The sequence below is a fragment of the Micromonospora sp. NPDC126480 genome, assembly GCF_040302465.1.
In the GTDB taxonomy this organism is placed as follows: Bacteria; Actinomycetota; Actinomycetes; order Mycobacteriales; family Micromonosporaceae; genus Micromonospora.
On sequence record NZ_JBEORU010000020.1, the window covers coordinates 1 to 20321 of the forward strand.

The 20321-nt window shown below is 69.5% G+C and carries 12 protein-coding genes and 1 pseudogene; 7 read left to right on the forward strand and 6 right to left on the reverse strand.

Translation table 11 applies throughout. The annotated features are described in order from the left end of the window. Positions 1-198 precede the first annotated feature (198 nt). From ABTW87_RS19050 to ABTW87_RS19065, 4 genes are all read right to left on the reverse strand, one after another. A complete protein-coding gene (locus ABTW87_RS19050; RefSeq protein ID WP_350652154.1) occupies positions 199-927 on the reverse strand; it encodes a fasciclin domain-containing protein in 729 nt (242 codons plus the stop codon). A gap of 83 nt (positions 928-1010) precedes the next feature. Continuing rightward, a complete protein-coding gene (locus ABTW87_RS19055; protein WP_350652155.1) occupies positions 1011-3113 on the reverse strand; it encodes a M14 family zinc carboxypeptidase in 2103 nt (700 codons plus the stop codon). Between the two features lie 110 nt (positions 3114-3223). Next, positions 3224-3880, reverse strand: coding sequence for a response regulator transcription factor (locus ABTW87_RS19060; RefSeq protein ID WP_350652156.1), 657 nt, complete (start codon positions 3878-3880; stop codon positions 3224-3226). Positions 3881-4098: 218 nt separating this feature from the next. Beyond that, a complete protein-coding gene (locus ABTW87_RS19065; RefSeq protein ID WP_350652157.1) occupies positions 4099-5427 on the reverse strand; it encodes a glycosyltransferase family 4 protein in 1329 nt (442 codons plus the stop codon). A 316-nt stretch (positions 5428-5743) separates the two neighbouring features. Between ABTW87_RS19065 and glgX the strand changes: the two genes are divergently transcribed. The 3 genes from glgX to treZ are packed head-to-tail and all read left to right on the forward strand — an operon-like array spanning position 5744 to position 11954. Continuing rightward, positions 5744-7861 (forward strand): glycogen debranching protein GlgX, encoded by a 2118-nt coding sequence (glgX, locus tag ABTW87_RS19070; RefSeq protein WP_350652158.1) that lies wholly within the window; start codon positions 5744-5746, stop codon positions 7859-7861. A 2-nt stretch (positions 7862-7863) separates the two neighbouring features. Beyond that, positions 7864-10224, forward strand: coding sequence for a malto-oligosyltrehalose synthase (gene treY, locus ABTW87_RS19075; protein ID WP_350652159.1), 2361 nt, complete (start codon positions 7864-7866; stop codon positions 10222-10224). Beyond that, positions 10221-11954 (forward strand): malto-oligosyltrehalose trehalohydrolase, encoded by a 1734-nt coding sequence (gene treZ / locus ABTW87_RS19080; protein ID WP_350652160.1) that lies wholly within the window; start codon positions 10221-10223, stop codon positions 11952-11954. The genes treY and treZ overlap by 4 nt, the downstream gene beginning before the upstream one ends. Positions 11955-12133: 179 nt before the next feature. Here the strand turns inward: treZ and ABTW87_RS19085 are convergent, their stop codons facing one another. Continuing rightward, positions 12134-15163 (reverse strand): COR domain-containing protein, encoded by a 3030-nt coding sequence (locus ABTW87_RS19085; protein WP_350652161.1) that lies wholly within the window; start codon positions 15161-15163, stop codon positions 12134-12136. 375 nt (positions 15164-15538) lie between these two features. Here ABTW87_RS19085 and ABTW87_RS19090 point away from each other — a divergent pair. From ABTW87_RS19090 to ABTW87_RS19105, 4 genes and pseudogenes are all read left to right on the forward strand, one after another. Beyond that, positions 15539-15715: pseudogene (locus ABTW87_RS19090) on the forward strand (helix-turn-helix domain-containing protein); the annotation flags it as partial. A 168-nt stretch (positions 15716-15883) separates the two neighbouring features. Beyond that, positions 15884-16777 (forward strand): hypothetical protein, encoded by an 894-nt coding sequence (locus tag ABTW87_RS19095; protein ID WP_350652257.1) that lies wholly within the window; start codon positions 15884-15886, stop codon positions 16775-16777. 188 nt (positions 16778-16965) lie between these two features. Next, positions 16966-17133 (forward strand): hypothetical protein, encoded by a 168-nt coding sequence (locus tag ABTW87_RS19100; protein ID WP_350652162.1) that lies wholly within the window; start codon positions 16966-16968, stop codon positions 17131-17133. Further along, positions 17120-18259: a helix-turn-helix domain-containing protein gene (locus tag ABTW87_RS19105; RefSeq protein ID WP_350652163.1), complete on the forward strand. Its 1140-nt coding sequence runs from the start codon at positions 17120-17122 to the stop codon at positions 18257-18259. The genes ABTW87_RS19100 and ABTW87_RS19105 overlap by 14 nt, the downstream gene beginning before the upstream one ends. A gap of 384 nt (positions 18260-18643) precedes the next feature. Here the strand turns inward: ABTW87_RS19105 and ABTW87_RS19110 are convergent, their stop codons facing one another. Beyond that, positions 18644-20275, reverse strand: coding sequence for a DnaJ C-terminal domain-containing protein (locus ABTW87_RS19110; protein WP_350652164.1), 1632 nt, complete (start codon positions 20273-20275; stop codon positions 18644-18646). Between the last annotated feature and the right edge of the window lie 46 nt (positions 20276-20321).

A 20321-nucleotide genomic window follows, 5' to 3' on the forward strand; every position in this document is an offset into this window, starting at 1 on the left:
CCGCAACCACACAGACGTACACCTTCCACGCCGACATCACAATCTTCGAAAAAGGGCTTGCCTCCCGGTCACGGCGCTAAACGCAACGGTGTTGACATGTGCGATCGAGCACGATCTTCGGCGCCGCAGGCTGGCGACGTGCGCCGCGGGGGCGGGCGACGTGCGTGTGCGAGGAAGGGGGCGCGCGGGTGCGGAGGATCAGTGCGCGGGATGGTCGTCCTCACCGGCGGTGGTGGGCAGGTCGCCGAGGACCCGGTTGATGACGTGGATCCGGGCGCGGGCCGCCCGGTAGTCGGCGCACACGGTGTCGGCCTCGTCGGCCAGCCGGACACCCGTGCCCCCGCCGGTGACCGTCAGCGTGCGGCCGGCCAGCGAGGTGACCTGACCGGCGACGGCCAGGTCGGCCAGGGACAGCGACCCCGCGACGAGGTGCTCCCGGAGCAGGCCGCGCAGCGTGTCCTTGTCGGACAGGAGCAGCCGGTCCAGGTTCGCCCCGGAGAACTTCGCCGCGAAGGCGTCGTCCGTCGGGGCCAGGATGGTGATCTCGGACCCGGCGTGCAGGTCGGCCAGCCCGGCCGCCCGGACCGCCGCCTCGAACGTGGTGAGCACCGGAATCCACTGCAGGGCCACGGCCGGAGGCTGGCTGGCCAGCGCCGCCGGGTTGCCGGGTTCGCTGCCCGACGGCAGCGCGTCGCACAACGGCCCGGTCACCGGGGACGCCGACGCGCCGGCCACGGCGCTTGGGCCGGCAGCCCCGCCGCCGTCGCCGCCGGAGCAGGCGGCGAGCGCCAGGGACAGGACAACCCCGGTGAGTACGGCCAGCCGGCGACCGGACCGCCGGAACCGGTACGAGCGGTCCGGCCGCCGGGCCGGTCCGGGCCGGCTGGCGGGGTGCCGGCCGGGCGAGGAGGTGACGAACGGGTCCACGGCGTACTCCTGAACGGTCGGAGTCGAACGGGCGGGTCGTGCCGGCGGGCCCGACGGGGCCCGCCGGCACGACGATCAGCGGGTCACCGGCTCGCGCACTGGCCGAGCGTCGGACCCGTCACCGAGTTGCCCAACTGCAGGTCGTCCGGCGCCGCGGCGTTCCCGCCGCAGCTCAGCGGACCGATCACGGTGTTCGCGGCGACCAGCGGCGCGTCACCCCGGTTGCCGGACACCTCGACCGCGCCGGTGATCTCCGCGTCGACGACCACGACCGGGCCGTAGGTCTGCCCGATCCGGACCGGACCGACCACCGTACTGTCGGTCAGCAGGACACCGGCCGCGCCGCTGGCGTCCACCGGGCCGGTGATCCGGGAGCCGGTGGCGATGAGCGTCGCGCCGGGCCGTACCCGGACCGGGCCGGTCACCGTGGCGTCCCGCAGGCAGGTGACCCCGGTGACCACGAGCGGGCCGGTGTGCCGGCCGGTCACCGTCGGGTACATCCGCTCGCCGCCCACCAACTCCTCGACGCCCTGCGCGTCGAGCAGGAGGGGGATCAGCCCACGCTCGGGCTGGTTCAGCGGTACGACGTACCCGTCGGCCACCTTGACCACCTTCCAGCCGTGCGAGGCGAGCCGCTGCGCGACCGTGGTCCCCTGGCCGGCGGGGCCGTCGGTGCGCTCGCCGTGGTACTGCTCCTCGGTGAGCTTGTACGCGCACGGCGGGTTGTCGAGGATCAGCTCCTCGCGCGGCGCGTCGAGCGGCGGCGGCGCCTCGCCCGGGTGCGGCGACGGGTACGCCGGGATCGGCCGGGAGCCCCGGAAGACGATCCGCCCGGTGTTCGACACCTGGAACGTGATCGACTCGGCGCGGGCCGTCCTGATCGACGGCAGGTTCGCCCGGTGGTAGTCGAGGAACTGGTTGAACGTCCACAGCGCCGAGTACGACTTGCGGCGCCGGTTGTTCGCCGTGTTGCCCTCGTCCGGCCGGGTCGCGCCGCCGGAGCTGCGCAGCTCCAGCAGTGAGTTGACGACGTTCTTGAGGCCCGCCGTGTTGCGCAGGATGGTCTCCTCGCTCAGACCCACGTTGCCGCCGCCGTTGCACCCGTACGGGCAGGCCCACCAGCCGGCCTCGGCGCCCTCGGCGTACATGTGGCCCTCGATCATCTGCTTCGACTCGTCGAAGATCGACTGGGCGACGTTCTGGTGCCGCGGCGGCAGCATCGGCAGGTCACCGGCGCTGGAGTTGCCGTACTCGTGCCCGTCGTAGCTGGCCACCGGGCGGTAGTCGCGCAGCATCCGCACGAAGGCGGCGTTCTCCGGCTGGCGGATCAGCGAGTAGTCCCGGTTGAGGTCCTGCCCGGTGGAGTTGCCGCGGGTGTTGGCCGCCCGGCCGTCGCCGTTGATGGTCGGGACGATCAGGACGGTGGTGTGCGACAGCAGGTCGATCGTGCGGGCGTCGGTGCCGAACGCCAGCTGCCGCGCCAGGATGAAACAGGCCTCGCGGTCGCCCGGCTCGTTGCCGTGCACGTTGCAGTTGATCAGCAGCGGCGAGGTCTTCGCGACCGCCTCCGGCGTGGCCGGCGGGGCGGGGTGGCCGATGACGAACATGTTGATCGGCCGGCCCAGCACCGTGCGGCCGATCTCGGTCACCCGGACCCGGTCGCTCAGCTCGTCGACCGCCGCCGTGTACGCGTACTCGTCGACGTCGCTCGTGTACTGCGCGCCGAGGGTGGTCTCCCACTGGGTACGCAGGTTCTGGCCCGGCACGGAGGGGTCGCCCCACGGATCGTTCGTCTTACCGGCGACCGGCTCCGAGTACGGCTGGGGGTCCGTTCCGAGTCGGGCGCGTACCCGCCACTGGAACCGGGCGCCCGGGTTGAAGCCGGCGTCGGCGAAGGTCGGCGACGAGTTGTTGACCTGGCGGTTCGGCCGCCAGACGCCGGTGATGACGGCCGGGCCGGTGGCCGTGCCGTCGTCGGCGACCGGGGTGCGCTCGATCTGGTAGTCGGTGGCACCCTCGACCGGCGTCCAGGCGAGGGTGGCGAAGCCGTCGCGCTGCTCGACCGTGAGGCCGCGCACCTGGTTCGGCTCGTCCTGGACCGCCTGCGCGGGCAACGGGCCGGTGACCACCGCGAGGCTCGCGGCGAGCAGGACGGATAGCAGGGCGGTCGTCCGTCTGTCCTTCATGGAAGCTCCCGGAAAGATGGGATGACTCGGTCCGGTCAGGACACGCCATCGCCGCCGTCCACGGAAGGCGGAGCAAGATTTATTGAGGAGGATCTGAGAAACGGGCGGTGTCAGGCCGGCCGCAGCCGGTAGCCGACTCCGCGTACGGTCTCCACCAGGCCGGCGTCGTCGAGCTTGCCCCGCAGGGCCGCCACGTGCACGTCCAGGGTGTGCCCGGAGCGCCAGGTGGTCTGCCAGACGTCCATCAGCAGCCGCTCCCGGGGCACGACCGTGCCCGGCTGCCGGGCCAGCGCCAGCAGCAGCTCGAACTCCTTGCGGGTCAGCACCACCTCCCGGCCGGCGAGCCAGACCCGCCGGGCGTTCAGGTCGACGCGCAGGTCACCGACCTCGAGCCTGGACTCCGCCCGGGCCGAGCGGGCCGCCCGGCGCATCACCGCCTCGATCCGGGCCTGCAGCTCCGCCATGGAGAACGGCTTGACGACGTAGTCGTCGGCGCCGGCCCGCAGCCCAGCCACCCGGTCCCGCTCCTCGGACCGGGCGGTCACCGCGATCACCGCCACGTCCTCGTCGCGCCGGCGGATCTGCCGGCACAGGTGCAGCCCGTCGCCGTCGGGCAGGTTGAGGTCGAGCAGGACGAGGTCGACCGGACCGGCCGCGATGGCCTCGGCCGCGTTCGTGGCCGTGATGACCTGGTAGCTGCGGCGGCGCAGGGCCGTGGCGAGGGCGGACGCGACGCGCAGGTCGTCCTCCACCAGCAGCACCCGCACCGCGTCTCCTCCGACCTCGCCGCGCCGACCGGCCGCCCACGCGCAGGCTCGCCCACCCACCCACGGGTCAAGGCGAGTCTGTCTCACCGATCCGGCCTTGACCAGCCGAGACGGAAGACCGTGACCGCTCGGACGCGCGCGCCTCGACCGTCCCGACGATTGCGGTCCGCCGGTGCTGCGGCTTGCGTTAAGAAGGGACCCTTCCTCTACCGGAGGCGTTAATAGGGGGCCCTTCCTTTTACCGGGGCGTCGGCTGTCGCGGTTGCGTAGGTGGCGGCGGTGCGGCTGGCGATCTGCGCCCAGCCGTACTGGTCGCGCACCATCGCCCGCGCGTTGCGGGCCAGGCGGCGGGCCCGCTCCCGGTCGGACAGCAGGACGTGTACGGCGTCGACCAGCCCATCCGGGTCCTGTGGACGGAAGGTCATGCCGGTGACGCCGGGCTCGACGATCTCGGCGAGCCCACCGGTCGCCGACACCGCCAGGGGCGCGCCGGCGGCGGCGCCTTCAAGAGCGACCATGCCGAACGGCTCGTAGATGCTCGGCACGGCGAAGCAGTCCGACGCCGCCATCACCGCGGGCAGGTCGGCGCCGCCGAGGAAGCCGGGCAGGCTCACCGCGCCGGCCAGACCCAGCCGGTCCACCTCCGCCTCCAGTTCGCCCCGGTACGGCCCGTCGCCGACGATGACCGCGCGCAGCCCGTGGTGCCGCTCCCGCAGCCGGGGCAGGCCGGCGAGGAGGTGCTGGACGCCCTTCTCGTAGACGAGCCGGCCGGCGAACGTGACCAGGGGACCGTCCCCGGCGAACCGGGCCCGGGCCCGGGCCACCGCGGCGGCCGGCGCCCGCCAGCGGCGCGCCTCCACACCGTTTGGCACCACGTCGACCCGCCCCTCCGGTACGCCGAACAGCCCGGTCACCTCGTCCCGCATGTAGCCGGAGCAGGTGATGACCCGGCTCGACTCGGCGGTGAGCCAGTGTTCGACGCCGTGGATGGTGCGGTTCATTTCGTTGGGGAGCCAGCCTTGGTGGCGGCCGGTCTCGGTGGCGTGGATGGTGGTGATCAGTGGGATGTCGAGGTGTTCGCGCAGGGTGATGGCGGTGTGGGCGACGAGCCAGTCGTGGGCGTGGATGACGTCGTAGGTGTTGGTTTCGGTGGCGCGTAGGGCGGCGCGGGTGAGGGTGTGGTTGAAGGCCATGGTCCAGGCGAGGAGGCTGTCGGTGGCCAGGGGGAAGCGGACGGGGTCTTCGGCGGCGCGGATGATGTGGACGCCGTCGGCGTACTCCTGAAGGGGTGCGCCGTCGGCGTGGCGGGTGACGACGGTGACGTGGTGGCCGGCGGCGGCGAGGGCGACGGACAGGGCGTGCACGTGGCGGCCGAGGCCGCCGACGAGCACCGGCGGGTACTCCCAGGACAGCATCAGGATGCGGCGGGTCCGCGGTGCGACCCCCGGTCCCGGCTGGGCCGGGACGTGGGGCCGTGAGGTGAGGGTGGGCCGGTGGGCCCGGTCCGTGGCGGTGGCGAGCTGGTCGCCGACCCGCAGGCTTGTCACATCGATCTCCGTCCGAGGGCAGGGTGGACCGCGCCGACGTCGATGGCGGCAGGACACGGGTGGGGTGCGGGGCGGTTGCGGAGCGGTTGCGGGGGCCCCGCACCAGCAAAGGGCATGTCGGCCCATCCCGCATCTCGAGGGGAACCACCGTGACGGATGACACCTGAACGTTCACCAACGGTCAGTAGGGTGGATACCGGTCATCAGCCGAACGGGTGGATTGGCGGCGGAAGCTGCGGGGCAATAGGCGCGTGCGCGCCGCCGGCCCCGCCGGACGGCCCGCTCAGGGTGTGGTGAGTGCGGCCGAAGGAGCGACATGCAGGTCTGGCCGGGTGAGCGGTACCCCCTGGGGGCGACCTACGACGGGATGGGCACCAACTTCGCGATCTTCTCCGAGGTGGCGGAGCGGGTCGAGCTGTGCCTGTTCGACGAGTGGGACGTCGGCACCGAGCGCCGCGTCGAGCTGCGCGAGGTCGACGCGTACGTGTGGCACGCGTACATCCCGGGCGTCGAGCCGGGCCAGCGGTACGGCTACCGCGTCCACGGCCCGTACGACCCGGCGAACGGGCTGCGCTGCAACCCGCACAAGCTGCTGATCGACCCGTACGCGAAGGCGATCGACGGGGACGTGCAGTGGGATCCGGCGGTCTACGACTACACCCACGGCGACCCGGAGACGATGAGCACCGCCGACTCGGCGCCGTTCATGCCGAAGTCGGTGGTGGTGAACCCGTACTTCGACTGGGGCAACGACGCCCCGCCGCGCACCCCGTACCACCACTCGGTGATCTACGAGGCGCACGTGCGCGGCCTGACCATGCGCCACCCGGACATCCCGGAGGAACTGCGCGGCACGTACGCGGGCATCGCCTCCCCGCCGATGATCGAGCACCTGCGCAAGCTCGGGGTGACCGCGATCGAGCTGATGCCGGTGCACCAGTTCGTGCACGACCACCGGCTGGCCGACCTGGGGCTACGCAACTACTGGGGCTACAACACCATCGGCTTCTTCGCCCCGCACCACGGCTACTCCGCGCTGGGCCGGCTCGGCCAGCAGGTGCAGGAGTTCCGGGGCATGGTGAAGGCGCTGCACGCCGCCGGCATCGAGGTCATCCTCGACGTGGTCTACAACCACACCGCCGAGGGCAACCACCTGGGCCCGACGCTGAGCTTCAAGGGCGTCGACAACCCCAGCTACTACCGGCTCTCCGAGGAGGACCGGCGCTACTACGTCGACTACACCGGCACCGGTAACAGCCTCAACGTGCGCAGCCCGCACTCGCTGCAACTGATCATGGATTCGTTGCGCTACTGGGTGACCGAGATGCACGTCGACGGCTTCCGGTTCGACCTGGCCGCCACCCTGGCCCGCGAGTTCTACGAGGTGGACCGGCTCTCTACCTTCTTCGAGGTGGTGCAGCAGGACCCGGTGGTCAGCCAGGTCAAGCTGATCGCCGAGCCGTGGGACGTCGGCCCCGGCGGCTACCAGGTGGGCAACTTCCCGCCGGTGTGGACGGAGTGGAACGGCAAGTACCGGGACACGGTCCGCGACTTCTGGCGCGGCGAGCCGGCCACCCTCGCCGAGTTCGCCTCCCGCATCTCCGGCTCGGCCGACCTCTACCAGGACGACGGGCGCCGCCCGTTCCACAGCATCAACTTCGTCACCTGCCACGACGGGTTCACGCTCAACGACCTGGTGTCGTACAACGACAAGCACAACGAGGCCAACGGCGAGGAGAACCGGGACGGCGAGAGCCACAACCGGTCGTGGAACTGCGGCGTCGAGGGCGACACCGACGACCACGGCATCCTCGGCCTGCGCGCCCGGCAGCGGCGCAACTTCCTCGCCACGCTGATGCTGTCGCAGGGCGTGCCGATGATCGGCCACGGCGACGAGCTGGGCCGCACCCAGCGCGGCAACAACAACGCGTACTGCCAGGACAGCGAGCTGGCCTGGATCGACTGGGACGGCGCGGACCTCGACCTGCTCGACTTCACCCGGCGGCTGGTCGAGTTCCGCCGCAAGCACCAGGTGTTCCGCCGCCGCCGGTTCTTCACCGGCCTGGCGGTGCGCTCCCGGCTGGTCGACGAGCCGCTGCCGGACCTCGCCTGGTACACCCCCGACGGGCGGGAGATGACCGGCGAGGACTGGGGCAACGACTTCGGCCGGTCGGTGGCGCTGTTCGTCAACGGCGAGGGCATCCGCGAGCGCGGCCAGTACGGCCAGCGCCACATAGACAGCTCGTTCCTGCTCTGCTTCAACGCCCACGACGCGCCGCTGGACTTCACCCTGCCGCCGGCCGAATTCGGCCAGCGGTGGGAGCTGGTGATCAGCACCGCGGACCCGGACCCGGAGAAGACGACAGTGGTCGAGGCCGGCGGAGCGCTCACCGTCCCCGACCGCTCGCTGGTGGTCCTGGAGAGGACGGTCTGAGCATGCCCGACACCCCTCGACCCGATCCGGTCCGGGCCCTCACCAAGGTGACGACGCCCCAGCCGACCCACCGGGTCGGGGCGACCTACCGGCTCCAGGTCCGGCCCGGCTTCGACCTGGACGCCGCCGCCGGGCTCGCCGGCTACCTGGCCGATCTCGGCGTCACCCACCTCTACAGCGCCCCGCTGCTCACCGCCAGCCCCGGCTCTCAGCACGGCTACGACGTGGTCGACCACCGCCACGTCAACCCGGAACTGGGTGGCGAACCCGCCCGGCAGCGCCTCATGCACGCGCTGCGCGCCGCCGGGCTGGGCCTGGTCGTGGACATCGTGCCCAACCACGCCGGGGTGGCCCGGCCGGCGGCCAACCCCGCCTGGTGGGACGTGCTGCGCCGGGGCCGCGAGTCCGCGTACGCCGGATGGTTCGACATCGACTGGCAGCGGGGCCGGCTGCTGCTGCCGGTGCTCGCCGACGACCCGGCCGCCCTCGACGACCTGAAGGTCTTCGACGGGGAGCTGCGGTATCACGAGCACCGCTTCCCGATCGCCGACGGCACCGGCGACGGCACCCCGCGCGAGGTGCACGACCGGCAGCACTACGAGCTGGTCAACTGGCGGCGCGGCGACGCCGAGCTGACGTACCGCCGCTTCTTCGCCGTCTCGGACCTGGCCGGCCTGCGGGTGGAGGACCCGGAGGTCTTCGCCGCCACCCACGACCTGGTGCTGCGGTGGGCGCGGGCCGGGGAGATCGACGGCATTCGCGTCGATCACCCGGACGGCCTGCGCGACCCCGCCGAGTACCTCGCAAGGTTGCGGGAGGCCGCCGGGCCCGTCTGGCTCATCGTGGAGAAGATCCTGGAGTACGGCGAGGAGCTGCCGGACTGGCCGGTCGACGGCACCACCGGCTACGAGGCCCTGAGCGCGGTCTCCGGTCTCTTCATCGACCCCGACGCCGAGGCCGACTTCACCGCCCTGGACACCCGGCTCGCCGGCCGGCACACCTCCTGGCAGGACCTGACCCACGACACCAAGCTGGAGGCGGCCACCCGGCTGCTGTCGGCCGAGCTGACCCGGCTCACCACGCTCGCCCCGGAAACGGCTCCGCACGCCGTCCGGGCGGCACTGGCCGAACTCGCCGCCGCCTACGCCGTATACCGCGGCTACCCGCCCGAGGGCGCCCGCCACCTGGCCGCCGCCCGCGCCGAGGCCGGCCGCCGCCGCCCCGACCTGGCCGGCGTGCTCGACGCGCTCACCCGCCGGCTGCGCGACCCGGACGACGAGCTGGCGAAGCGGTTCCCGCAGTTCACCGGCGCGGTCATGGCCAAGGGCGTCGAGGACACCGCCTTCTACCGGTGGAGCCGGTTCGTCGCGCTCAACGAGGTCGGCGGCAGCCCCGCCCACTTTGGCACCCCGCCCGCCGAGTTTCACCGCTTCGCCGCCGCCCGCCACGTGCGCTGGCCGGCGGCGATGACCACGATCTCCACCCACGACACGAAGCGCTCCGAGGACGTCCGCGCCCGCCTCGCGGTGCTCAGCGAGCTGCCGGAGCGCTGGGCGGTGCAGGTCGGCTCGTGGATGGCCCGGGTACCGCTGCCGGACCCGGAGTTCGCGCACCTGCTGTGGCAGACCGCCGTCGGCGCCTGGCCCGTCGAGCGCGAGCGCCTCCACGCGTACGCGGAGAAGGCGGCCCGGGAGGCGTCGACCGCGACCAGCTGGGCGGACCCGGACCCGGCCTTCGAGGCGGCGATGCACGACCTGGTCGACGCTCTCTACGACGACGCTGCCCTGCGCGCGGAGCTGGACGCCTTCGCTTCCTCGATCACCCATGCGGGCTGGTCGAACTCGCTCGGGCAGAAGCTGGTGCAGCTCGCCATGCCCGGTGTGCCGGACACCTACCAGGGCACCGAGCTGTGGGACAACTCCCTCGTCGACCCCGACAACCGGCGGCCGGTCGACTTCGCCGTACGCCGGGAGATGCTCGCCCGGCTCGACGCCGGCTGGCGGCCCCCGGTCGACGAGTCCGGCGCGGCGAAGCTGCTGGTGGTGTCGCGGACGCTGCGGCTGCGCCGGGACCGGCCGGAGCTGTTCACCGGCTACCGGCCGCTGCCGGCGCGCGGGCCCGCCGCCCGGCACGTCATCGCCTTCGACCGGGGCAGCGCGATCGCCGTCGCCACCCGGCTGCCGCTGCGGCTGGCCGCCTCCGGCGGCTGGCGGGATACCACGTTGCCGATTTCCGTTCACGCTGTTACGGACATGTTCACCGGACGGGTCTACAGTGGGTCTGAGCTGCTACTTCATGATCTGTTGAGCACCTATCCCGTCGCCCTCCTCGCTCCCACCGATTCCGTGGAGGCTGCCGCATGACCGTTTTCAGCGTGTGGGCGCCCGAGGCCGCCCGGGTGCGGCTGCGCCTGTTCGGCGGCGCCGACCACGAGATGCGGTCCGCCGCCGGCGGGTGGTGGCGGGTCGAGGTGCCCGGCGCCGGCCCCGGCACCGACTACGCCTTCCTGCTCGACGACGACGATTACGCCCTGCCCGACCCGCGCTCGGCGTGGCAGCCCGCCGGTGTGCACGGGCCCAGCCGGATCTACTCCCACTCCTCGTTCCCCTGGACCGACTCCGGCTGGACCGGCCGGCAGCTACCCGGCAGCGTCCTGTACGAGCTGCACGTCGGCACGTTCACCCCCGAGGGCACCTTCGACGCCGCCATCGGCAAGCTCGACCACCTGGTCGACCTGGGCGTCGACCTGATCGAGCTGCTGCCGGTCAACGCCTTCAACGGCGAACACAACTGGGGATACGACGGGGTCTGCTGGTTCGCGCCGCACGAGCCCTACGGCGGGCCGGACGGGCTGAAACGCTTCGTCGACGCCGCCCACGCGAAAGGGCTGGGGGTGATCCTCGACGTCGTCTACAACCATTTCGGGCCCTCCGGGGCCTACGCGCCGATGTTCGCGCCGTACCTCAGCGAGCAGTCGAACCCGTGGGGCCGCACCGTCAACCTGGACGGGCCGCACTCCGACGGCGTACGCCGCTACATCGTCGACTCGGTGCTGATGTGGCTGCGGGACTACCACGTCGACGGCCTGCGCCTGGACGCTGTGCACGCGATGCCCGACTCCCGGGCTGTGCACCTGCTGGAGGAGATCACCGTCGAGGTCGAGTCGCTGTCGACGCACCTGGGCCGGCCGCTGTCGCTGATCGCCGAGTCCGACCTCAACGACCCGCGGCTCATCACGCCCCGCGAGGCCGGCGGGTACGGCCTGCACGCCCAGTGGAACGACGACGCCCACCACGCCCTGCACACGCTGCTGACGGGGGAGCGGCAGGGCTACTACGGCGACTTCGGCTCGCTGGAGGCGCTGACCGACGTGCTGACCGGCGGGTTCTTCCACGCCGGCACCTGGTCGTCGTTCCGGCAGCGGCATCACGGGCGGCCGGTGGACCGGCAGCGGCTGCCTGGGCACCGGTTGGTGGCCTACCTGCAGAACCATGACCAGATCGGGAACCGGGCGGTGGGTGATCGTCTTACCGCTTCCCTGTCGCCTGGGCTGTTGCGGGTGGGGGCGGTGCTGCTGCTGACCGCGCCGTTCACGCCGATGCTGTTCATGGGGGAGGAGTGGGGGGCTTCCACGCCCTGGCAGTTCTTCACGTCGCATCCGGAGCCGGAGTTGGCTGCCGCTGTCGCCACCGGGCGGCGGCGGGAGTTCGCGTCGCACGGGTGGGCCACGGACGACGTGCCGGATCCGCAGGATCCGGAGACGTTCCTTCGGTCGCGGTTGGACTGGGCGGAGCTGGACAAGCCGGAGCACCGGGAGATGTTGGAGTTCTACCGGCGGCTGATCGCGCTGCGGAAGTCGCGGGGGGATCTGTCGGATCCGCGGCTGTCTTCCGTTGACGTGCGGCATGGGGATCAGTTCGTGGTGATGCGGCGGGGGGAGTGCCTGGTGGCGGCGAACCTGGCTGGTCGGGGGCAGGGGATCTCGTTGCCGGGGGTGGTGCGGCGGGTGCTGCTGGCGACCGGGGACGGGGTCACGGTGATGCGCGACCGGATCGAGCTACCAGCGGAGACAGCGGCGATTGTGGCGCTCTAAACCGTCCCTCCTAAGATTGCGAGCGCGGTCGTCGCGTGGTTCCCGAGTTGTCAGGGCAGTTGTGGCACCGCAGACAACGCCGCTTCACTTGACCATGCGGCCTCATCCTTCGCCGGCCCTACCGGCCACTGAATGGACGGTGAGTGACGGTGAGCTGGAACCGATAGCACTGACCGCTTTTACTGAGCCACAGCGGCTTGGGCGAAGTGACCCGTAAGACGTTGGTGCGGGATCACCGGAAGGCCCGGGTCGTATTCGCTGTAATGAGTAGGGCAAACCCACAGATACTCACCGGACGCTGCGTGCACACGGCGCAGGTCCCCGAAGGAGCGGGTAGGGTCCTCCTCAAGAAGGACGACACGGAGAACGCGCAGGCCTTGGCCTTGTGCCAAGGTCAAACCCTTGGTATCTTCCAGCTCCTTTTCTTCTTCAAAATCTAAGCCCACGCGCTCAGGTAGCTTGTCGACTAGCGTATTCATCAAAGCGAACTCTTGAGATGCTAGCTCTAGGTGTTCCTTCGTAAGGGCAACGCCAACCGCTCCGGTTGCGACTGGCACCACCAACCGCAACGTCTTGAATATCAGTCTCGCGTAAGGCCCCACCTCGATCAGCCACTTCTTGGGCTTGCGCACGTTGTACGCGGCCCGAGCCCAGGGATGCCAGGCGCCCGGATGCTCACACCATAGGACAATTCGGTAACCGTCCGAGGCGAGCCGAAGGCGTTCGGGTATAGTCCGGGCCTGCGGTGAAATGGTAAACAAGCGAGGGCAATCTGTTACCTCGGTGGCGACCGCCTTAATAAGCCGGCGCACAGATCCCGCCGTCTCCGAGGCGAGAATGGAAATATGTGAAACATCCTTCGATACACGGCTCATTTCCTGGTGCAGGCGCTCAAGCTCGGGCTGCAGTTGTGTCGGTGGCGTGGCGAACCCTGTTAATAGTTGCGAGACGCTATGATCGCTTTGACATGCTAAGCAATTTTGTACAGACCCTCCGCGTTCGCGAAATGATAGCAAGCCTTTTAACGGGAACTGGGCAGGGCAGGGCGTGTTGTCTTGCAGTGCTCCTGGACACGGAATGTAAAGCTGATAGCCTAGACCGGGCCAGCGCCGCCGTATAAGGTTCTCTATGCTATCTCGCAGGACATTGAAGAACATGTCAGGTGATGGAGCGCGGACCTGTAGGAGCAGTTTGGTTTCACCAGTAAGTTCCAAGATCGCCTCAGAGTCGTAACTCTGGATAGGGTGCCGAAGGAATACACCAGATCGCCAATACTTTCCAGTGGATGCGTCATGGTGTCGGACCGTAAGCCAGGCGATTAGCCCAGGCGCTGGCTCGCTCAGTTCGCACACCAAAGTAATCGCGCGACAATCGGACGCTACGGCGGTAGTCACTTCCCACGGCAGGACTGGACGCTCGTGAGGCACGAGCTGCGCGACCAGGCTACGGTTCTCGTCCGATTCCAGTCGGTACGAAACATCGAACTTCTCCATGAGCCGGAGGAAGTACGGGTAGTACACCTGGGAATATACGATCCCGTCGTCGCGGTCGACCCCCCAGATTTCACTGAGCCGATTATGGTCGAGAATCCCCTTAGCTTCTCGCGTAACCTTGTCTTCGAGGACGTACCCGATCGCCTTGGTTAGCCACTCCGGATTGAGGACGACGACGTCTCGCAGTCCCTCATCATCGCCATAGTAGATGATCTGGCCTAAGTCGTGCATGAACTCTGCAAGGGTGACCATTTCGGACTCACGAACGCCGTGGTCCGCGCATATCTGCACAAAGTCGCTGTACGGTATTTGTGGCCGTTCTGCGGCGCGTTCCAGGATGGCGTTACGCGCTTTTACCCAACGCGTGCTCAACCGCTGTCCCATCTGTGGCAGTCTCGCCGCCTCTGCAGAGATGGCACGTCTCAGGTCGTCAAGGCCGTCCTGTGTCCGGTTGCTGATTGCGTAGTGGCCGGCGAGCACCTCCGGAAATAGCCTGTTCAATGACGGGTAATCCAGCTCAGGACGTCGTTCATCGGCATGAGTGGCAACGATGATTATCCGGGCACCGGTACCAACCCTCAACCGAATCCGCCGCAGCCAACCCTCCACCTCGTTTTGTTCTTGTCCCTCACGTGGGTTCCAAACGAGTAGATAGAGTGCGCGCTGGCTGAAGAAGAATTGATGGGTAATGCGATAGACCTCCTGCCCACCGAAGTCCCACAACCGAACGGTCATTAGGAGATCTTCCGTCGGATGGGCCATCGCATGCGAATGGATCTCAATGCCATGAGTCGTGCTTCGGCCCTCCACGAAGGGCTCTTCCTGAAGAGCTGCTACCAGGGACGTCTTGCCGACGTTTCCCTCACCGACCAGAAGGACCTTGGCCTCATAATTTGGTATTGCATCTTCCAAGCTTGACAAGTACGTGCGGAGCGCGTCCAAGCCCCGGCCGATTATCTCCGGTAACGGATCGTTCAACGGGTTGTCGTTGAGGCGGATCGTGAAGGCGGGATTGAGCAGATTTACGAGGGTGGGACCGAGTTCCGCGAGTCTGTTTTTGCGAAGATCTAAAAGACTGAGATTTTTGAGGTCGCCTATTTCCCGCGGGAGCGCGGTCAATCTGTTGTAATTTAGGTGAAGCTCGGTAAGGGCATGAAGGGCGCCGATTGCTGGGGGGATACGTTCTAGGTGGTTTCCGGTAAGGAAGAGGAGTCGAAGCTTCGTCAGAAGCCGAATCTCGTATGGAAGTTCGGTTAGCCAGTTCCAGCGAGCACTTAGTAGTTCGAGGTTGGTAAGCTGCCCAATTTCGGGCGGCAATGTAGTTAGCTTGTTGCCTGTGATGTCGAGGCGCTTGAGGTTGCGCAGCTGAGTGAGCTCCATGGGGAGGCTTGTAAGGTCATTGTCGCTTAGATCGATTACCTCTAGGTGCTTGAGTTGAACGACGTCCGGGGGAAGGCTCGTGAGTCCGCGCTTGCGCAGGCTAAGGACACGCGACCGGCTCGCATACTCTAGAGTGGCTCCATCGATGATCCGATCCGCCATGTCTCCCGCTTTCGGAAGTAGGAATGTCTGGGGTTGCTGTGCTTCGGAGACGGTAGTGCCAAATTTTTGTTGCTGTAGGCCTCGACTGGTGTGATCGGCAAGGAACACCTGAACCGTATCGGGCAAGAGTTGCGTCGGACTATGCCAGTCTGCGGCTTCGCCGTTGCGCTCCATTGAGCGTAGTACCTGCAGGCCCGGCTGTGAGGACGGCACGCACTCGCAGCGGCAACGATCTGACCAAGCGGCAGTTTGCCTTCATTGGGCGATCTCGGACGGAACAACTTAAATGCCGCCGGATATGTGAGACATTGTTTGCCTTGTCGACTTATCGGGTATGTCGCTCGAAGTGGACAGATCTCCACTGCGGAGGGTCGAGCGGTGCCAGGCGAGCCCGGAGACTCAACCGAGGGCTTGGATTGGCCTGGGACACGTACAGGAAGCTTCCCGCTTGGAGGGCTGCCGCGTGTGTGGCCGGCGATGTACCGTCCGTGGTGTGGCCCGTCGGGTGACGTCGGCGGGCTGTTGCTGAGTCCACGATAGGGGAACGGCATGACTACCCCTACGGTTGGCGATCGCCTCTCAGGGATTCGCCGTGAGTCTAGGCTGACACAGGAGCAACTTGCCGAAAGAAGTGGTGTCAGTGTTGAGGTAATCCGAAAGCTCGAGCAGGGCAGCCGAGGGGCCGCCCGACTTGACACGCTGCACGCGCTCGCTCGTGCCTTGCTGGTGCCGACGTCCGCGCTACTAGGTGACGCGTCGCAGGCGGCTGCTCGCAGGGAGCCCGATCATCGGTCGCTGTCCCTAGCCGAGATTCGCCGTGCGCTCGCCCCGATTCGAGGGCTTAGCGGCGCTCGGTTGGTTGAGCCTACGGCCGAGCCGCCGGGCCTCAATACCGTGCGTGCCAACCTGAATGCCGCCGATCAGGTCTACAACTCTGGCGACTACGCGATTTCACTTCGGGTGGTTCCCCCACTTCTGATGAATGCTCAGGCGGCGGTTGACCTCGCCACCGACGACTGCAAGGGCGAGGCGTACGACGTCCTCGCACGTGCTCAGCACTTGGCGGGTGGCCTCCTCTTGCAGTTGAGGGCCGAAGACCTCGCTCAAACTGCGCTTTCGGAGGCCCTGGATGCGGCGCAGCGGTCGGGGGATCGGGTGGTCGCAGCGACGATCATTCGCACGTCGTGCTGGTTGCTGTTGCGGCAGGGCCGGATCGCTGAGGCGGCCGGACTGGCGGTGGCGACGGCTGACGAGTTTGAACCACGATTCTCGCGGGCGACCCCAGCCGAACTTGCCGCGTGGGGATGGCTGCTTCTTGGTGCCGCCGCCGCGCACGCCCGCGACAACCGGCCGGATGAAGCGGCCGATCTCATCGCTGCTGCCGCAGCGGCAGCCGTGCGGATCGGCGAGCGTGTGCCGGCGTCTGACCACCTGATGCTGGTAGGCGGCTTCGACGCAGCGAAGGTCCAGATGCAACGAGCAGAGTCGGCGGCCGTGGCAGGAGAAGCCGGGCGCGTGCTGGAACTGTCGGAGCACGTGCCGCCGGTCCCGACCATCAGCCGGTCGGCGTGGCGGCGACACCGCCTCGATGTGGCTTGGGCCTATGCGGACCTCCGGAAGTTCGGCAAGGCAACGTCGGTTCTTATGCAGCTGCGGGACACAGCGCCCAGTTGGCTGCGGCACCAGCGGTATGCAAAGGACATCGTGGATCGAATCGCGGCCGGCCGCCGTCGAGCAATGACCGATGAGCTGGCGGAGCTGGCGGATCTCATGGGCTGCTCTCGCTGAGTAGTACGACGCGTCCGAGTTGATCTGACCTGTCGCTCAGGTAGCACCTCGCGCACCTGTGCCATTACCGATCGTAACGGCAATCTCCGTCGTGGTGATCGGCACCTTCCGTCGGTGCCGTCACCAACAGGACCATGCGGCGGTGGCTGCCTTCGAAGTGCGTCACCGCCCCTGTCGATGGAGGTGGCATGCAGGGTCGGGACGACGAGTCGGTGAGCCGAGGCGAGCAGGTCGACGCGGCTGAGCGAGAAGCCGCCAAGCGACGTCTGCTGGAGCAGGCCGAGGCGGAGCGCGTACCCGTGGAGGACATCACCCGGGCGGTGCCGGACCGGCGGTGGCGCAGTGACCACCGATGACCTGCCGATCGGTCGCCGGGTGGCGCGCTGGCGGGTACGGCGGCGGATGACCCAGCAGATGCTCGCCGACCGGCTGGGTCGGTCGAAGAGCTGGGTGGACAAGGTGGAGCGGGGTGTCCGCGCGTTGGACCGGTACCCGGTCATCCAGGAGATCGCCGAGGTGCTGCGCGTCGACCCGATGGCGCTGCTCGGCCAGCACCGCCCGCCGGCACCGGCCACCCCGCAGGCGCTGGACGGTGTGGACGGGATCCGGGCCGCCCTCGCCCGCTACGACACCACGCCGCCGAAGCCGACCGGCGAGGTACGGCGGCACGTCGAGCACGCCTGGCTGACCTACCAGCACGGGCAGTACGCGCAGCTCGTGCGGGTGCTGCCGGGGCTGCTGGACGCCACCCGCGGCGGCGAGCCGGGGTCGTTGGTGGCGGCGTACCGGATCACCTCGTCGCTGCTGGTGAAGCTCGGCGAGGCCGACCTCGCCTGGCTGGCCGCCGACCGGGCGATGGGCGCGGCGGGCGGCGATCCGTTGCTGGCCGCGTCGGCGGCCGTGTCGGTCGGGGCGGCGCTGCGCGCGCTGGGCCGGCACCGGTTGGCCCTCGCCGCGACGCTCGCCGCCGCGAGCCGCCTCGCGCCGGGGCAGGCGCCGGCCGTGCACGGGACGCTGCTGCTCCAGGCCGCCCTGGCCGTTGCCGGCAGCGGCGACGCCTGCCGGGCCGGGGAGCTGACCGACCGGGCCGCCGGGATCGCCGCGCGGGTGCGGGCCGGGGACGACCCGCACCGGACCGGATTCGGTACGGCCGCCGTCGAGCTGGCCCGGGTGGTGGTGGCGGTCGAGTCGGGGGACGCCGGTGCGGCGGTGCACCGGCACGGGAAGCTGACGTTGGGGGAGGGGTGGCGGCGGCTGCCGGCCGAGCACCGGGCCGCGTACCTGGTGGACGTCGCGCGGGCGTACCTGGCGGTCGGTGACCTGCGTGGAGCGGCCCGCGCGCTGGTCGAGGCCGACACGATCGCGCCGGCCGAGGTCCGCTGCCGCCCCTTGACGCGTACGGTGATCGCCGCGCTCCCCCATGCCCACCCGGCCCCGGCCGGCGCAGCCCGCCTGGCCACCCTGGTCGGCCTCACCCGCTGACCCGCCCCCTCCTCGGCGATCATGGAGTTGTGGTGCCAGGAAAGTGACGAGACGAGCGGTTTTGTCAGGCACCACGGCTCCATGATCGACACGGGATGGGGCGGGCGGAGTGGGCAGGAGCAGTGCCGTCGGCAGCGGGATCCTGTGCCTATGGAATTGGGTGGCCAGCCGCTCAATAAAGCGTGCCGAACTGCGGCCATACGCGGACCCGCTCGGTGACTGTGTCGCGCCCGCCGAGAGCGTCGCGCACCTCGGCCCCGAACGCGGCCCGGCCCGCTGCTGAGGGCAGCCGGTCAGGCGACATGGCGGAGAAGACGCCACCCACCATGTCGTCGACACTGAGCGGTGGCAGGGGGGCGCCGCGATCGGGTGCCCGTCGGGAGGCTAGCGCAGCGTGACGTAGAGGTCGCCGCGCCCGCGGTCGGTCTGCCTGAGGTGCGGCACGCCCTGGCCGGCTACCCGGATCCTTGTGCCGGGGTGCACTCGGGGCGGCACCCGGATCCGGAACGTCGCGCCGTCGAGCCCGACGACCGGCAGGATGCCGCCCGCCGCGAGGTCGATGGACGAGCTGTCCAGGGTGCAGTGCAGGTCATCGCCGCGACGGGTGAACCGTTCGTGTGGCAGTTCGTTGATCTCGATGTACAGGTCGCCGCAGGTCCCTCCGTAGCGTCCAGCCTCGCCCTGTTGTGCCAGCCGGATCCGCATCCCGCCCTCGACACCGGCCGGGAACTTGATGGTCAGCGTCCGGCGGGTCCTCAGCCGCCCGTCGCCTGCGCAGTCGCGGCAGTCGAACAGCGCCGGCAATTCCCCGCCGCAGGTGTTGCACGTGACGGCAGTGTCGATCGTGATCGGCGCTGTTCGGCCGAACGCCGTCTCCTCCAGGGTCAGGTCGAACCGGAGGACCGCGTCCGGCCCGCGGCTCTGCCGCAGCGCGGTGGTGGCGCTCTGCTGAGCAGCGTCCCGCCGGTCCGGCGGAATCTGCTCACGGGTGGCGCGTTGCACCAGCGCGTGCACGCGTACCTCGCTGGCGTCGTCGGTGAGCGCCACCAGGCTGAGCCGCTGCAGGCAGTGCAGCGCGTCGCGGGCGTCGGCTGCGCTGACCTGCGGTCGCGTCTGCCGCCGGGACCGCCGCAACGTTGCCAGGAACGCGGTGCGGCGCGGCGACGATCCCCGGCCCTCGTCCAGGTACCGCAGCGCGGCCAGGGTCGTGAAGACGCTGGTCGGCACACCGTTGGGGTCCAGGTGGCTGGCCAGCTCCAGCAGCGGCCGGGCCAGCCCGGCCGGGGTCATCGCGTTGGCCAGCTCGATCGACAGCGACCAGGTCGCGGCGACTGTCGCGCGGTGGCCGTCGGGCAGTGCTTGCGGCTCCGGCACGAGGTCGGCCAACTGCCGTCGCCGGTCGGCGAACCGCTTGCGGTACTCGCCGCAGGTCAGCCCCCGGTCCAAAAGGTACGCGGAAGCCTGAGCGAGGGCCAGCGGCAGATAGCCCAGGTCGGCGGCGAGCCCTGCGACGTCTTCGGCGAGGTCGGCCCGGCCGGCCAGCTTGCCACGCAGGTACTTCTCGGCCTCGGCCGGCGTGAAGACGCCCACCTCGACCGGGATCCGGCCGGAGCCCAGCAGTGCCGCGTCCCGACGGCGGGTGGTGACGACCGTCCGACCGTTCGGCGTCGACGGTGGCCACAGCCCGGTGAGATCGCCTGGCTCGGTGAGGTCGTCCAGGACCACCAGCCAGCGTCGCTGGGTGGTGGCGAGCCAGGCGAGGAACCTCTCGGCGGCCCGTTGCGGGTCCTTGTCGTCGGTCCCGCTGAGGTGGTTGCCCACGGAGGCGTACGACGACAGGACGTTCGCCCGGGACGTGGCGGTCGTCCAGACGAGCAGGTCCACCGCACCGTCGGCAAGCTCCCGCCGGGCGAGATGGGCGGCCAGTTGGGTCTTGCCGACGCCGCCGAGACCCGACAGCACCTGGCACACGACAGCGGTGCTGCCTGGCGCGGTCGCGGCGTCCAGTGCGGCCACCGCGTCCCGCAGCTGGAAGTGGTCGGCTGCCGGTGGGATCGACCCC